We start from the raw sequence: 16,104 nt of genomic DNA, 5'->3' as shown, positions 1-16,104 counted from the left end.
TCAGGCGATGCTTTTGCTGACCGCGGCGCGAATGGCCAGCCGGTCGATCTTACCCGCGTCGTTGCGGGGGATGGCGTCCACCAGCGCAATGCGGGCGGGCACGGTGTGTGGGGGCAGTTGGTCGGCCAGGGCATCGATCCACCTACGAGGGTCACCCCCCCCGGCGGTTTCGGCTACGACCATGGCTTCGATGATTTTTTCGTTGTCGCCCGTTTCGCGGACGTACACGGCGGCCTCGCCTACCCCCGGCTGGGCGGCCAGGGCGGCCTCTACTTCCTCCAGTTCCACGCGGTGACCGCGGATCTTTACCTGGCGGTCCTTGCGGCCCATGAACTGCAGCAGGCCGTCCGCGTCGCGGTACACCAGGTCGCCGGTGCGGTAGAAGGTCTCCCGGTTGCCGGGGATGCGCTGGCGGTAATAGAAGCCCCGGGCGGTGAGGTCCGGGCGGTTCCAATAGCCCCGCATCCGGGTGGCGCTGCGGACGAGCAGTTCACCGATCTCCCCGTCGGCCACTTCCCCGTCAACGGCGTCCAGGATCAGGGTCTCGGTATCCTTCCAGACGTGACCCAGGGGCAGCGGGTCGTCGTTTTCGGGGGCCGCGTCGAGGTGATAATAGGTACACTGGTTCACCTCGGCGGGGCCGTAGACGTTGCTGGCCCGCGCGTTCGGCGCATGCTCCATCAGGGTCCGCAGGTGCCGGGGCGCGAAGACCTCTCCGCCGAAGAGGACCCACCGCAGGGCGGAGAGGTCGCGTTCGGCCAGGGTAGGGGAGCGGAGCATTTGCAGCAGGGCCAGGGGCACGCTGTACCAGATCGTGATGCCTTCCTGCTCGACCAGTTGCAGCAGGCTGGTGGGGAATTTGGTGTGGGCGTCGGTGACGATCACCGTCGTGGCGCCCGCCAGCGGCCCCGTGAAGTAGCCGAAGGTGGATATATCGTAGTGCAGGGCGCAGTGGTTGCCGATCACGTCGTCGGGGCGCACGCCGTAGAGGTCGCGGCTCAGGCGGGCGTAGGCCAGTCCGGAGGCGTGGGTATGCATGATGCCCTTCGGCGCGCCGGTGGAGCCGCTGGTGTACATGACGTAGGCGAGGTCGTCGCCCAGTACGCGCAGATCGGGGGGCGTGTCCGGAAAATCTCCGAGCGCCTTCCACGGCAGGCTACTGATACCGTCCACCTCGCCGCCCACCACGCAGGTCACCGGGTGGGGCGCGGCAAACAAAGCGGAAAAATTGCGGCGGAGCGCAGGTGAAACGAAAACCACTTTGATCCCGCAATCTTCGATCAACGCTCGGGTCCTGGCTACGGGCGCGTCCGGGTCCAGCGGAACGTAGGCGGCACCCGCCTTGAGGATGCCGTGCACGGCTACCGCCGCCTCCAGCGAGCGGGGCAGGTAGATGCCGACCCTATCGCCCCGTTGGATACCCTGCCGGATCAGCAGGTGTGCCAGCCGATTGGTGCGGGCGGCCAATTCCGCGTAGGTGATGCCTTGCTTCCCGCAGCGGAAGGCCGTGCGGTCGGGGTGGTCGGCGGCGTGCCGGTCGATGGCGTGAAATAGCAGGTAAGACATTAGGCTACAGACCGGAAAATTTGGCGATGATGTTGCGTTGGATGTCGGAGGTGCCGGCGTAAAGAACCCCGCCGACGGCGTCGCGCAGATCGCGCTCGGTGCCGAAATCGGTGAGGTAGGCGTTGCCCCCGCCGATGCGGATGGCGTCCAGGCTGGACTCGACAAAGGCTTCGCTGAGGTACAACTTGAGCATGCTGGACTCCACCATGGTCGGCCGTCCGTTCAGCTTCAGGGAGGCGAGGCGATACAGTAGCAGGCGGGAGATCTCGATCCGCATCCGCATATCCGCGATCCGGTTGGATACCGACTGGAACTCTCCGATCGGCTTCCCGAATTGCTTGCGTTTACGGGCGAACTTCACGGCCTCCTCGAGCTGCCGCTGCATGGTGCCCAGCTTGCCGGACAGGATGCAGCAGCGGTCGTACTCCAGCGAATGATTGCAGATGCTGAACCCGGCTCCTTCCTTGCCGATGCGGTTCTCCTCGGGCACGAAGCAGTTCTCGAAGGTGATCTCGCCGAAGGGGGCGGTACGCAGTCCCATTTTCTTCCGGTTGGGGCTGGCGGTGTAGCCCTCCGAGTCCGCCTCCACGAGGAAGGCCGTGATCCCCCACTTCCCCTTATCCGGGGCGGTGCTGGCGAAGACAACGGCCAGGTCGGCTACGGGGGCCAGGGTGACGAGGCGTTTGCCGCCGTTCAGGATGTACCCACCGTCCACCTTTTTCGCGGTGGTCGTGAGGGTGAATACGTCGGAGCCACTCTCCGCCTCGGTCAGGGCGTGGCAGCCCATGATCTCGCCGTTGACTAGCCGCGGCAGGTACTTTGCTTTCTGAGCTTCGGTGCCGAACAGCCCGATGGTCGACTGCACGGCCCACATCTGGGCGTTGAGCGCCAGGACGAGGCCGGTGTCCGGGCAGGCATAGCCGAGCCCTTCCATGGCAACCACGGAGCGAAAGACGTCGACGTTCTCCTGCTGCCCCCCAAAGGCAGCCGGTGCCGCGAGGCCCTGAATGCCGAAGTCGGCACACTTTTGCCAGCCTTCGCGCCAGAATATGCCTTCCTGGTCGCGGGCGATCACGTCGTCCTGCAACTCGCGGTGGGCGAAGTCGACGACGGTTTCCTTATAGTCGAGGTACTCCTGCGGCAGCGTGAAGTTGATGCCGGGCTCGGGGCGGTAGTTCATGCTTGCTCGACTTTAGTGACAATCCGTTCCAGTGTTTCCAGCTTTTCCTGCCCCAGGAAATCGTAGGGGTTGGTCGCGTCGCCGCTCATATTTTCGATTTCCAGGTACTCACCAAGTCCCAGTTCGGCGGCCAATTCGGCGAAGAGCCGGAGGACGACCTGGTCCTGCAGTGACCAGCCGGTGGAGTCGTAGACGGTAGTTTTCTCGCGCAGGTGGTGGTAGGCGGTTGGATTTTTGCAAACGGCCACGATATCATCGCCGATGTACGGGCTGTCCAGCCGCTGGCATTCGCCCTCGATCACGGCCTGGGGGCGGAAGTCTGGGCAAACAAAGGCGTCGTGCAGCAGGCTGAGGGGTAGTTCCGTCTTGCCGGGGAAGTCCGAGCCGATGGCATTCACGTGTAAGTGCGGTTGGTAGGGAAGACCGTCGAAGAGCGGGCCGGCTCCCACGTCGATGGAGGTCGCCGTGAGCAGGATGTCTGCCTGACGCACGATCTCCGGTAGTGGGCAGACCTCCATATCGGCCACCGTATCGAACGGACGACAGCGTTGGGAGAGGCTGGTACTAGCCTGCTCGTCGACATCGTAGACCAGGATGCGGTCGAAGTCGTAGTACAACGACAGGGCGTGAACGTGGGCCACGGCCTGAGCGCCGCATCCGATAAGCCCGAGCGTCCGGCTACCGGGCCGGGCAAACTGCCGGCTGGCAATCACCGAGGCAGCCGCCGTACGCATGGCGGTGGGCAGCACCCCGTCCATAATGGAGGTCAGGTGGCCCGTGGCCGTATCGTAGGCGGAGATGGTGGAAACGATGGTGGGCAGCCCGTAGGCCGCGGGATTTTTCGGGTGGTAGCCGACCACCTTGATGGTGACGTCGCGGCCGCGCTCGTGGATCGGCATCCACTCGATCAGGCCGGGGTGGGGGCGATCGTAGTGGAAACCACTGCGGGTGGGGGTGACGGTGCGTTCGGCGTCGTGGTGGGTCATGGCTGATTCGAGCCGCGAAACGAGCCGGCGCATTACCCCGTCCAGGCCATAATGGCTCAACGTTTGCTCGACCACGCTACGGGTCAGGACAAGGGTAGAGGGTACAGTTTGCATGTATGGAGTGTATCGTTCAAAGTGTGTGTCTGGGAGGCGGCATCAAAAGATGCTACGTTAAACCTTACGCACGACACTGCTATTCAGTGACTGCGTAGTCGCCTAACGGCAAGAAAGTTAGTTAGTTTAGAGCCTACTTTTCAAATACCCCGAGCGAAATGACCTGCGGACTATTGTCCGGGAGCATCCAATCGGCAGACTTCTTCGTAATTCAACCTCACTCACCAACACTATGAAGGAATTGATTTCGTGTTTCAGACCGCCAACGATCGGAAGCCATACGTTTAGGGGAATCTTGCTAGTCATCATAGGTCTTTGCTGCCTGACTCCGCGCGCCGAAGCGCACGTAGCTAACCAGAGTTACGTGTATTTCCGGATCCTGCAGGACTCTATTCACGGCTCGGTACAGCTTACCGTAGCGGACGTGAATAAGGCACTGGACCTGGGTTTGCAGGAAGGCATGACCCCGGAGCAGCTCCGACCTTTCATGCCTCCGATCCAGGCCTACCTACGAGAACGACTCGCGATCAGTTCTGCCCTGGGCGATCATCCCATCACCTTTACCGACGAGATCATCACCCTCGAGCTGCGTAACGGCTACGTGGTGGGTACGGGATTCAAACTGGGCAACACGCCCTCCGTTCCCGACAAACTGAAGGTCCGCTTCAACCCGATCTATGACGTCGATCCGACACATCGCACTTTTGCCCTCATCGAGTATAACTGGAAGGCCGGCATTCACGACAATGAATCCATGATCAGCCTTCGGTTCGCCCCGGGTGACGACGGGCCCAAGGTCCTCGATCTGAGCGATGTCTCCATCTGGAGAGGGGTCTGGGCCATGATCGTGAGTGGCATGTACCACATCTACATCGGACTGGATCACATCCTCTTCCTGATTGCCCTCCTGCTACCGGCGGTGGTCTACCGGGGGCGGGACGGCAAGTGGCATCCCGTCAAGAAATTTCGCCCGGCGTTCCTGTACGTTTTGAAGATCGTCACCTTCTTCACGATCGCCCATACCATCACGCTGAGCCTGGCCGCGCTGGGCCTGGTGACGCTGCCGGGTTATCTCGTTGAATCGCTCATCGCCCTGTCGATCGCGCTGGCCGCGGCCCACAACCTCAAGCCCTTGTTCCACAACGACGGCATGATCATCGCCTTCGTATTCGGGCTCTTTCACGGCTTCGGTTTCGCCAGCGTACTCGGGGAGGTGGGGCTGCGCGGGGAGTTCATGACGTGGTCCTTGCTCGGCTTCAATGTCGGGGTGGAACTGGCCCAAGTAATGATCATCTGCCTCGTCTTCCCGGTACTTTACGTGCTGCGCAAGACCAGCCTGTACCGCTACCTGCTCTTCGGCGGTTCGATTCTCCTCATCCTCATCGCGCTGTACTGGTTCATCGAGCGCTTCTTCGACGTTAATATTCCCGTACGGTGGATCATTGACGGATTTTAAGACATTCCCCAAGCGATCATGAGTAATTCCCTTTTAAACAGGTGGCGCAACCGCAAAAAGCCGACCCCCTCCGCCCCCGAGGTACCGGCGGCGAGCGGAGACTATCCGGCATCCACCGGCCAGCAGCGACTCTGGGTACTCGACCGACTCTCCCCCGGCAATCCCTTCTACAACTACGCCGAGAGCTTCGGTATCGCCGGTCAGCTCGATCCCGAGGCCCTCCGCCTGGCCTTCTCGCGGGTAGGGGAAAGGCACGACATCCTGCGCACGACCTTCCACGAAACCGGCGAAGGCGTGCGGCAGCGCGTGGGTTCCGGCCCGGGATTTACGTGGACCTATTCGGCGCGGCCCCTGAGCCAGGAGGAGATTGTCGCCGCGGCGAAGCGTCCCTTCGACTTGCAAACGGGGCCGCTGACGCGCCTGCTCCTCGTTCGGGAAGCTCCGAACCGGCACCGCCTCGTCGTAAGCCAGCACCATATCATCACGGATAAGCAATCCATGCGGATCTTGTGCGAGGAGGCGGCGACCGCCTACCGGGCCCTCCGGCAGAACCAAGCCGTGAACTGGACGCCGCTCCCCCTCCAGTACGGGGAGTTTGCCCACCGGCAGGTAGCCCAGGATGCCGAAAGCGGCCTGGATTTCTGGAAAACGCGCCTGGCCGGGGCGCCTCCCCTCCTGGCGCTTCCCACCGATTTTCCGCGCCCACCGCAGCAGACGTACCGGGGCAGATACGCCGAAGCCACACTGAGCGTAGCACTCAGTACCGCGGTACGCGAATACTGCAGGCAGCATGCCATTACTCCCTACGTTTATCTGCTCTCCGCCTACTACGTTCTGCTGTACCGCTACAGCGGCCAGCACGACCTGTTGGTGGGTACGCCGGTCTCTAACCGGGATACGACGGACCTGGAACGGCTGATCGGCTTTTTCAATGAAACCCTGGTCCTCCGGCAGCATCTGCGCTGCGATATGCCCTTCGATAAGTTGGTGGATGCGGTACGGCAAACGCTTCTGGAGGCCTTTGCGCACAAGCACGTTGGTTTTGATGCGGTGGTGAAAGCCCTGAATCCCGCTCGTCAGGCCGGGGCCAATCCCCTCTTTCAGGCCATGTTCATCCTGCATAATATTCCCAAAGCGATCGAGCTGGAGGATGGAGTCGCGCTACAGAGCAAGTTGCTGGACCTCGGGGTGACCAAATTCGATCTGACCATGTACGTAGCCGACTACGGGGAACGATTCGACTACACCCTGGAGTACGCTACCGATCTCTTTACCCCCGGCCGGATGGAACGGATGCTGTATCACTACGCCCGCATCCTCAGACAGGTAACCCAGCAGCCCAACGTGGCGATCGGCGATCTGGAACTGGTGACCGCCGAGGAACTGCCGCCCCCTTCCCCGGAACCCGACACGGAATTACGCACCGTAGATCGTCAGATTGTCGAGGCGGCCAGGCAAAATCCCGATCGCGTAGCCGTCAGCTGCGGCGAAGAGCAACTTACCTACCACCAACTGGACAGCCAATCCATGGTCCTGGCCCACCGCCTGGTTACCGCCGGGGCGGGGCCGGGCATGATTGTGGGGCTGCACGTGGAGCGGGGTGTTCAGGCCATCGTCGGTCTGCTCGCTATCCTGCGCACCGGTGCCGCTTACCTACCGCTCGATCCTACCTACCCACGCGAGCGGCGGCGTTTCATGATTGAAGACAGCGGCACCCGCTTCGTGCTTACCGATGGTAACACGGACCTGCCAGCGGACCCCGCGGTTCGGATTCTTCCCATTAGCCCGCCCACGGCCGAATCGGTTTCCGCAACGAAGCTCGCCGAATGCCGGCCGTCCGACCCGGTTTACCTGATCTACACCTCCGGAAGTTCGGGCCGGCCGAAAGGGATCCAGGTCACGCACCGGAACCTATCCCACAGCAACGCCGCGCGCCGGGAAGTGTACGGCGCAGCCCCTTCGGCCTTTTTGCTCCTGTCTTCCTTCTCCTTCGATAGCTCGGTTGTCGGCATCTTCTGGACGTTGTGCGGCGGAGGCAAACTGGTCATCTCCGAGACGCGTGCCGAACAGGACCCGGCCGGCCTGGGGGAATTGATTCGGCGCGAGGGGGTGAGCCATACGCTGATGTTGCCCACGCTTTACCGGCAGTTGCTGGAATTTGCGGATGCGGATAGTCTACACTCTCTTTCCACCGTCATCGTGGCGGGGGAAGCCTGTACCTGCGCTACGATTGCCCAACACTTCGACCGCCTGCCGAATGCGCGCCTGTACAATGAATACGGCCCGACGGAAGCGACCGTTTGGGCCACCGTTCACCGCGTGCTACCCGGTGATCAGGAAGGGCCGGTACCCATCGGTGAGGCGGTTCCGGGCTACGATCTACTCCTTACCGACGGAGGCGGAAAACTGGTGCCCACCGGGGTGCCGGGGGAAATCTGCATCGGCGGCCGGGGGCTAACCCAGGGATACCTTAACCGGGCGGAACTCACCGCTGAAAAGTTTACGCAACTGAGCCTCCCCGACGGGCGTTCCCCCCGCGTCTACCGCACCGGTGACCTGGGCATCCGACGCGAAGACGGGGCCCTGCTCTTTCTGGGCCGCCGCGACCGACAGGTAAAGGTCCGCGGCTACCGGGTAGAACTCGGGGAAGTCAGCAAGCAACTCGTCGATGACCCCGCGGTGACCGCCGCCGAGGTGGTCGTTGCCCCCTCCGGCAATCAGCTGGTCGCCTACGTCGTCTCCACCGACGGCAAGAGCGTCGGTGACCTGACCACCAGGCTGCGCGACCGGATGCCCGACTATATGGTGCCCGGCCAAATCATCGTAGTCGAGGATTTTCCACGACTTCCCAACGGCAAAGTAGATCTGCGGGCCCTGGTGGCCATGACCGGGGAAGCAGCGAAGCAGCCGGGGCGGGAAGCCCGTCCGCCATCCAACGCCACCGAGGAGAAACTACTGTCGATTTGGCGGGAGGTGCTTGGGCAGGAGGATATCGGCGTGACCGACAACTTCTTCGCGCTGGGCGGCGACTCCATTCTAAGCATCCGTATCCTGGCCCGGGCCCGGCGCGCCGGCATCGAACTGCCCGCTACGGCCATCTTCGACCGGCAAACGATCCGGGAGCTGGCGGCGATCGCGCGGGACACGACCGGGGCTTCCGCCGACGTGCAGACCGATTACCATGGTCCCGTTCCGCTTACGCCGATCCAGTCGTGGTTCTTCCAGGAGCACGAAATGGCCCCCCACTTTTGGAATCAGGCGTGGTGGCTTGAAATGGGGGATAACCTTGATCAAGACCGACTCCGCACGGCCACGGAGACGCTCTACCGCCGGCAGGAAGCCCTGCGCCAGCAATTTTTTGTCGACGGGGCCGGAAACTGGCAGGCCCGCATTCTTCCCCCCGATCACACCGTTCCGTTCAGCGTACGCCGCACGGAAGCTGCCGGCCAGGAGCCCGACTGGCTGGACTTCCAGCACGGCATCGACCTGAATCGAGACCCCCTCTTTCGCGTGGTCGTCTGCGCATCACCGGCGGGGCGGCGGCTACTGGTCTGGGCGCACCATTTGGTGGTGGATATGGTCTCGTGGGAGAAGGTGTTTTCCGCCCTAAGGGGCGAGTCAGCCAGTGGCGGGACCCCTTACCACCGCTGGGCGCAACAGCTCCGTCAGTGGGGCCGGGACGACAAGTTTTCCGCGGACCTGCCCTTTTGGAAGCGGCAAACCTGCTCCACGATCCGCACCGATCTGCCGGGACGATTACCCGTGCCGCAGGCAAGCGTTCGGACCCTCCCCTTTGAAGCGGACCAGGCGACCACCTCCGGCCTGCTGCAGGAGGCGAACGAAGCCTATGGCACCCGAGCCGAAGAACTGCTCCTGACAGCCGTACTCCGAACCGTCAGGAGCCACTTCGACGGTCCGGATCTCTGCCTGAACGTGGAGCGCCACGGCCGTGAAGCACTCGATAGCGAGGCGGATATCGGCGAAACAGTCGGCTGGTTCACCGCCTCCTACCCCCTTACCTTCCACCTGCCGGGTACGGATCCGGGCCCGGACATCATCTCCACCAAGGAAACCTTGCGGGCGGTGCCGGACCAGGGCATCGGCTACGGCGTACTCCGCTACCTGGGGGGGCACGACGAGCTCGACCAGCAACCGCGGCTGTACTTCAACTATTTGGGGCAGAGTGCCGCGGAGGCCGGTACGCACGGTCCCCGGTTTATCGCGGAGGGGATCCGCTCCCCCGAGGGCGAATTCAACCGGACGTGGGAGCTCAATGCCTCGGTACGCGACGGGCGGCTGGAAGTGCGGTGGTCGTTCAGCGATCGACTGCATCACGCCGCTACGATTCAATCCTTGGGAGAAGCGCTACTGGCCGAACTCCAAACCATCGTAGCCCACTGCCGGGAACGCGAAGATCAGCAATTCACGCCCTCCGATTTTCCGGAGGCTTCCCTCAGCCAGGATGACCTCGACGGACTCCTCGACCAAATCGGTGGCTAGATGACGCAGGCCAAGAAAAAGATCGAGGCGGTCTACCCGCTCAGCGCCCTGCAGCGTGCCCTGCTCTTCAACCACCGCGCCGACCCGGAGCGGGACGAGGGGCTGATTCAAATGTCGTTTCGGTTTTCCGGGCCGCTGGATCGTACCCGCTTTACGAAGGCCTGGCAACGGACCCTCCGGCAGCATCCGGCGCTGCGCGCATCGGTTCACTGGGAGAATATCTCCCAGCCGGTTTGGGTCGTCCACCCGGAAGCCGCCGTAGCCATCAATTGGTTGGATGGCGGCGGAGCGCAGGTAGAAGCAACCCAAAAAACGTGGGCATCCTTCCTGGACGACGATCGTCATACCCCGATCGAACTGACCAAGCCGCCCGCCTGCCGCCTGGCCGTGCTGTCCGTCACCGACGAGGATCACTACTTCGCCTGGACCAGCCACCACATTCTGCTCGATGGCTGGTCCGCCGAAACTATCCTCAAGGATATGCTGCGCTTTTACGCGGAGCCGGACCGGGAACCCAGCCCGCTACCCACCCACAAGGACTACCTGCAATGGCGCAAGCAACAGGATACGGAAGCCGGGCAGGCTTTCTGGAAGTCGGAACTGAGTCGGCATCGGGGAGATACCCTCTTCCGGCCGGGGCAGGGCGAACAGCGGGAGACACGGGCTACCATCGGGGAAGGTCTCCGGCGATCCGTGGAAGCCTACGCCCGCGACCATTCGCTCAGCCTGAATACCGTCATGCAGGGGGCGTGGGCCGTCCTGCTGGGGCAATACTTCAATACCCCCACCGTATGCTTCGGCACCACGGTAAGCGGCCGGCCGGCGGAAGTACCCCGCTTCGAGGAGGTAGCCGGCATGTACGTGAACGTTCTGCCGAAGGTGGTCGACCTCGAAACCGGGGACAGCTTCTTCGCCGATATTCAGCGGACGAACGGGGTAAGCCAGGCGCACCAGTACCTATCGGGGGAGGAGCTGTACGGGGAAGACGCCCCGCCCTTCAACAGCCTGCTGACCGTCCAGAACTACCCCTGGAATGCCCTGGCCGCCGGTGACCTGCGCGTCACGGAATACGAAGGGGATATGACCTCCACCTATCCGCTGACGTGTATCGTCGTGCTGCGGGAGGAGTGGGAAATCGTAATTCGATTCCAACCGGACAGCGTGCCGCCGACGCAGGTGGCGTGGTTCCTGGAAGGTTTTCAATCAATTCTGCAAGGATTGGTCGACGCCCCTCCCGATCAGGCTTTTCCCGCCGTAGCCGGTGACTCACTACCCCCCGTGCCCGCCCGGGATGCGGATATGACTCGGCCCACCTACGTACCCCCGCGTACCGCTACCCAGTTGGAGCTCGTCAGGATGTGGTCGGATCTGCTGCCGGCCGATCGCGTCGGGATAGATGACGACTTTTTTCACCTCGGGGGAACTTCCTTCCTGGCGCTGCGGCTCTTCGGCCGGATTGAGGAACGCTTCGGTCGCCGCCTGTCGCCCGCCATTCTACTTGGTCACCGGACCGTGCGCGCCCTGGAAACGGTGGTTACCGAAGCGGAGGGGACGGAGCAGTGGAACAACCTGGTCCCCCTGCGGGTGTCCGGCGATCTGCCCCCGATCTTCTGCTTCCACGCGGGGGAGGGACACGTGCTGATGTACGACGAGCTGGTGCGCCACCTCGATCCCCGCCGGCCCGTCTACGCCCTGCAGCCCAACGGCCTGGACGGTGCATCGGAGCTGGATGGCAGCATCGAGGAGATGGCCGCCCACTACCTTGCCGAGATCGATAAGTTGGGTACGGGCGACCCGCTGATCCTGCTGGCCTATTGCTACAGCGGCGCGATCTGTCTCGAGATCGGGCGACAGCTACTGGCCGCCGGCCGCCCGGCGCCGCTGATCATCGGTACGGACATCGATCCGCCGGGCAACGATCCGGCCGCTACCGGTGGTCGCAAGGAGCGTAGCCGGGGATCGCTATCGTGGTACTGGAGTCATATGCGGTTGGGCCTCTGGGACCGGGTCAAGGCCCAATTCGCGAGCGACTACCTGCCCGAAGCGTGGATCGGGGAAGAACTACGTCTTCGACTGCGCGCCCGACGCCTCAAGACCGGCCTCATCGATGCCTTCGACCGTTACAACTGGCCGGTCTACGGAGGCGAGGTGCTCCTCCTGCGCAGCCAGAGCCTGCGGCAGTGGACGAAGCACGACTACATCATCAGGGAGTGGCGACGGCTGACCGATGGCCGCCTGGAAATCGACGATGTCGAGGCACGCCACGAAGACATGTACCGGGCCCCCGCCGTGGAGGAGGTAGCGCGCAAGATCGAAGCCTACCTCGCTAAGCGTCACCCTTGATCGAGCTGCTCACCCAGGCCAACGACAATAGGATTCCCCCAGCGGAGTGGCAGCGGTTACTGGGAAAACTGCCGCCGGACCTGCGGGAGGCTGTCGCGCGTTACCGCCGCTGGCAGGACCGGCAGGCAACCGTGCTCGGGAAGCTGTTGGCTTGCCGGATTGCCGAGACCGCCACCGGGGAGCAACCATCTTTGAGCGACCTTCGAGCGGACGAATACCGCCGACCCTACTGGCCGCAGCTGCCGGACTTTGACTTCAATATCTCCCACACCGCGGGGATGGTCATTTGCTGCGGTGCGGTCGGTGCGGGCCGGGTAGGCATCGACGTGGAGCGGGTAGGGGAGGTGGACGTGACGGAATTCCGCCGGGTGTTCACCGAAGCGGAATATGGCTATCTGACCTCCCTGGCCGACCCGGCCAGCGAGTTCTACCGGCTGTGGACCCGAAAGGAAGCCGTGATGAAAGCGGACGGGCGGGGCTTTTACCTGGACCCCAGCGGGATCGACTGCCTGGCGGAGCGGGTGCGCATCGATGGTGACCTGTATACGGTCCGGTCGCTGGAGTTAGGACTCAATTACGCGGCCCACCTTGCTAAGCGGGATAGGGCTTAAACCTGCGCTCCGCCGCCAAAAAAATGCCGAACGAGCCGTACGCCTTATTTTGCGGGCAAAAGACCTCGTTTGCGTATTTTATACCTGGTAATGATGTTCCTGTTGATCTGCTGCCTGACCGGTTGTCGGGCCGGAAACTGCGGGTGCCCGATGTTCTAGAATTTGTTATCGCCTATTTTTGTCGACTTTTCACCGGATTGGCGCGTTCACCAGATAAGCAAAAGACGAAGTCGAATCTAAAAACCACAGCTGACTATGGCATTTGATATTGATCTGATCAAGAAAGTGTATGACGACCTGCCCGGAAAAATCGCCGAGGCACGCGAAAAATTGGGCAAGCCGCTAACGCTGACCGAGAAGATCCTGTATACCCACCTGCACCCCGACAGCCCCTTTAAAGAGCACCGGCGCGGAAAGGACTACGTATTCTTTCAGCCCGACCGGGTCGCCATGCAGGATGCCACTGCTCAGATGGCACTATTGCAGTTTATGATGGCCGGCCGCGATAAAGTCGCCGTTCCCTCCACCGTTCACTGTGACCACCTCATCCTGGCCGAAGAGGGTGCCGACGAGGACCTGGCACGCGCCAATGACGAAAACAAGGAAGTTTACGACTTTCTCTCCACCGTATCCGATAAGTACGGCATCGGCTTCTGGAAGCCCGGCGCCGGCATCATTCACCAGATCGTCCTGGAGAACTACGCCTTCCCCGGCGGCATGATGATCGGTACCGACAGCCACACCCCCAATGCGGGCGGCCTCGGTATGGTCGCTATCGGTGTGGGGGGCGCGGACGCCGTGGACGTGATGGCCGGTATGCCCTGGGAGCTGAAGATGCCCAAGGTGATCGGCGTGAAGCTGACCGGAAAATTGAGCGGGTGGACCAGCTCGAAGGACGTGATCCTGAAAGTGGCCGGCATCCTGACCGTTAAAGGTGGTACCGGAGCCATTGTCGAGTACTTCGGCGAAGGTGCCCGTAACCTTAGCTGTACCGGCAAGGGCACTATCTGTAATATGGGTGCCGAGATCGGGGCCACCACGAGTACCTTTGGCTACGACGAGGCCATGTCTCGTTACCTCCGGGCTACCGACCGCACCGAGGTCGCCGAACTGGCCGACCAAGTCGCCGAGCACCTGACCGGTGACGAAGAATGCTACGCTAACCCCGAGCAGTACTTCGACCGCGTCATCGAGATCGACCTGAGCACCCTGGAGCCGCACATCAACGGCCCGTACACGCCGGACCGCGCTTTCCCCATCAGCCAGTTTGCCGCCGCGGTGGACAAATTCGAATTCCCTCCGGTTCTGGAGGTCGGCCTGATCGGTAGCTGCACTAACTCCAGCTACGAGGATCTTGACCGCGCCGCCAGTCTGGCCCGTCAGGCCAAGCAGAAGGGCCTCAAAGTCAAGAGTGAGTTTACCGTCACGCCGGGCTCGGAGCAGATTCGCTTCACCGTACAGCGCGACGGCATCCTCGACAGTTTCGAGGACATCGGCGGCGTCGTGCTGGCCAACGCCTGCGGACCCTGCATCGGCCAGTGGGCCCGTCACACCGACGATCCCAACCGCGCGAACTCCATCATCACCAGTTTCAACCGCAACTTCGCGAAGCGCAACGATGGTAACCCGCAGACCCGCGGTTTCGTGGCCAGCCCCGAGATCGTGACCGCCATGGCCATCAGCGGCAGCATGAAGTTCAACCCGCTCACCGATACCCTGACCAACGAGAAAGGGGAGGAGGTAAAACTGGACCCGCCCACCGGCGTGGAACTGCCCCCCAACGGCTTCGCCGTGGAGGATGCCGGCTACCAGGACCCCGCCGAAGACGGCAGCGGCATCGAAGTGAGCGTCAGCCCCGAGAGCGACCGCCTTCAGTTGTTGGAACCCTTCAAGCCCATCAAGCCGGAACAGGTCCGCGACATGCGCGTCCTCATCAAGGCGAAGGGCAAGTGTACCACCGACCATATTTCGATGGCCGGACCGTGGCTCACCTACCGGGGCCACCTGGAGAACATCTCGCAGAACTGTCTCATCGGCGCCATCAACGCGTACAACGAGAAGACCAACGAGGTGATCAACTACGTGACCAACGCGTACCACCCCGTACCCGAAAGCGCACTGACCTACCGGGACAACGGCATCGGCCAGATCGTCGTCGGTGAAGAAAACTACGGCGAAGGTTCTAGCCGGGAGCACGCCGCCATGGAACCCCGCTGGCTCGGCGTCCACGCCGTACTGGTGAAAAGCTTCGCGCGTATCCACGAGACGAACCTGAAGAAGCAGGGCATGCTCGCCCTTACCTTCGCAAATACCGAGGACTACGACAAGATCCGTCAGGACGATAAGGTCAGCATCCCCGATTTTGCCAGCATGGCTCCCGATCGGAACCTGACCGTCGTACTCGACCATGCGGACGGTACCCAGGATACCTTCGAGGTAGCGCATACCTACAATCAGGCCCAGATCGGATGGGTAACTGCCGGTAGCGCGCTCAACAAAATCCGCGAAGAACTAACCGCCTAGGAAATTTTACGCGGGCCGTCAACGTTAACAAACATTACGTTGACGGCCCCGTTTTTGTAGCTGATGTTACAACTCGGAGCAGGTTATGCCATGAGGGCTAACCTCACCTAGAACACATGGACAAACCCCTTGAAAGCTCGGTGACTATGTCGCCACCGAGATCAAAACCGTGTGCATGTCCAAATCGCTACTCAGCTTATTTTCTTTACTACTATTGCTGTTTTCCGCTTGCAAGGACAAGGGGGAAGACGACTTTCTGACGGAGTCCGACATCATCGGTACCTGGCAGATCACGGAATTCGATAATGCTTACCAGCTGTCAGGCACCTTTGCCGGGGAGCCGGTAGACGATCAGGGCGAAAGCCGCATCAGCAACAGCGACCTGCAGATGATTTTTCTGGATAACGGCCGCTGGCAGTCCACCGGTGGCTTTACGCTGACGGTGACCACTCCGGAGGAGCAACAGATTTCGGATCGTACGGGCATGGGGACCGGTACGTGGTCCTTTAGTCAGGATACCCTCTTCGTTTCCGGACTGCAGCATTACAATGAAACGGGTTATTTCAAGGATAGGCAGCCCCTGGTCCTCAACGGCTTCAAGCGGGATATATCCCTCGATCTGGGTACGACCGTTGACGTAACGGAGTCCGACGAAAACTACGGCATCCGGATTCGGACGGTATCGCGCTACGATATATCAATGGAGCGTTAGGGCCGTTAAATCATAGCCGGATCACGCTAACCGCCTGATCGGGAGAGTTGGAGATGCAAGTAAATACTCACTTGTTCCTACATCAGTGCCTTAAGGGGCGCGTCCTACTCACC

The 16,104-nt window shown here is 61.9% G+C and carries 9 protein-coding genes; 6 read left to right on the top strand and 3 right to left on the bottom strand.

Annotation, left to right across the window (positions count from 1 at the left end; genetic code table 11):
• The 3 genes from DRW39_RS10865 to DRW39_RS10855 are packed head-to-tail and all read right to left on the bottom strand — an operon-like array spanning nt 1 to nt 3,846.
• The gene (locus DRW39_RS10865; RefSeq protein ID WP_116107052.1) at nt 1-1,566 is read right to left on the bottom strand and encodes an amino acid adenylation domain-containing protein; all 1,566 of its coding nucleotides are present in this window, start codon (nt 1,564-1,566) and stop codon (nt 1-3) included.
• A 4-nt stretch (nt 1,567-1,570) separates the two neighbouring features.
• The gene (locus DRW39_RS10860; protein ID WP_232830124.1) at nt 1,571-2,746 is read right to left on the bottom strand and encodes an acyl-CoA dehydrogenase family protein; all 1,176 of its coding nucleotides are present in this window, start codon (nt 2,744-2,746) and stop codon (nt 1,571-1,573) included.
• Complete coding sequence (locus DRW39_RS10855; protein ID WP_116107051.1) at nt 2,743-3,846, bottom strand: ornithine cyclodeaminase family protein; 1,104 nt, start codon at nt 3,844-3,846, stop codon at nt 2,743-2,745. Before DRW39_RS10855 ends, DRW39_RS10860 begins: the two co-directional genes overlap by 4 nt.
• A gap of 295 nt (nt 3,847-4,141) precedes the next feature.
• Between DRW39_RS10855 and DRW39_RS10850 the strand changes: the two genes are divergently transcribed.
• The 6 genes from DRW39_RS10850 to DRW39_RS10825 all read left to right on the top strand — a co-directional run bounded on the left by DRW39_RS10850 (nt 4,142) and on the right by DRW39_RS10825 (nt 15,991).
• The gene (locus tag DRW39_RS10850; RefSeq protein ID WP_157976050.1) at nt 4,142-5,302 is read left to right on the top strand and encodes a HupE/UreJ family protein; all 1,161 of its coding nucleotides are present in this window, start codon (nt 4,142-4,144) and stop codon (nt 5,300-5,302) included.
• A gap of 18 nt (nt 5,303-5,320) precedes the next feature.
• A complete protein-coding gene (locus DRW39_RS10845; protein ID WP_116107049.1) occupies nt 5,321-9,802 on the top strand; it encodes a non-ribosomal peptide synthetase in 4,482 nt (1,493 codons plus the stop codon).
• Nucleotides 9,803-12,145 carry a condensation domain-containing protein gene (locus tag DRW39_RS10840; protein WP_116107048.1) on the top strand — a complete coding sequence of 781 codons (2,343 nt, stop codon included), beginning with the start codon at nt 9,803-9,805 and terminating at the stop codon, nt 12,143-12,145.
• Complete coding sequence (locus DRW39_RS10835) at nt 12,142-12,756, top strand: 4'-phosphopantetheinyl transferase family protein (protein WP_116107047.1); 615 nt, start codon at nt 12,142-12,144, stop codon at nt 12,754-12,756. Before DRW39_RS10840 ends, DRW39_RS10835 begins: the two co-directional genes overlap by 4 nt.
• 255 nt (nt 12,757-13,011) lie before the next feature.
• Nucleotides 13,012-15,279, top strand: coding sequence for an aconitate hydratase (locus DRW39_RS10830; RefSeq protein WP_116107046.1), 2,268 nt, complete (start codon nt 13,012-13,014; stop codon nt 15,277-15,279).
• A 175-nt stretch (nt 15,280-15,454) separates the two neighbouring features.
• A complete protein-coding gene (locus DRW39_RS10825; protein ID WP_157976049.1) occupies nt 15,455-15,991 on the top strand; it encodes a hypothetical protein in 537 nt (178 codons plus the stop codon).
• The last annotated feature ends 113 nt before the right edge of the window (nt 15,992-16,104 follow it).

Source organism: Lewinella sp. IMCC34191 (genome assembly GCF_003390935.1).
Lineage (GTDB): Bacteria > Bacteroidota > Bacteroidia > Chitinophagales > Saprospiraceae > Neolewinella.
This window is presented reverse-complemented; position numbering and strand designations above follow the sequence as displayed.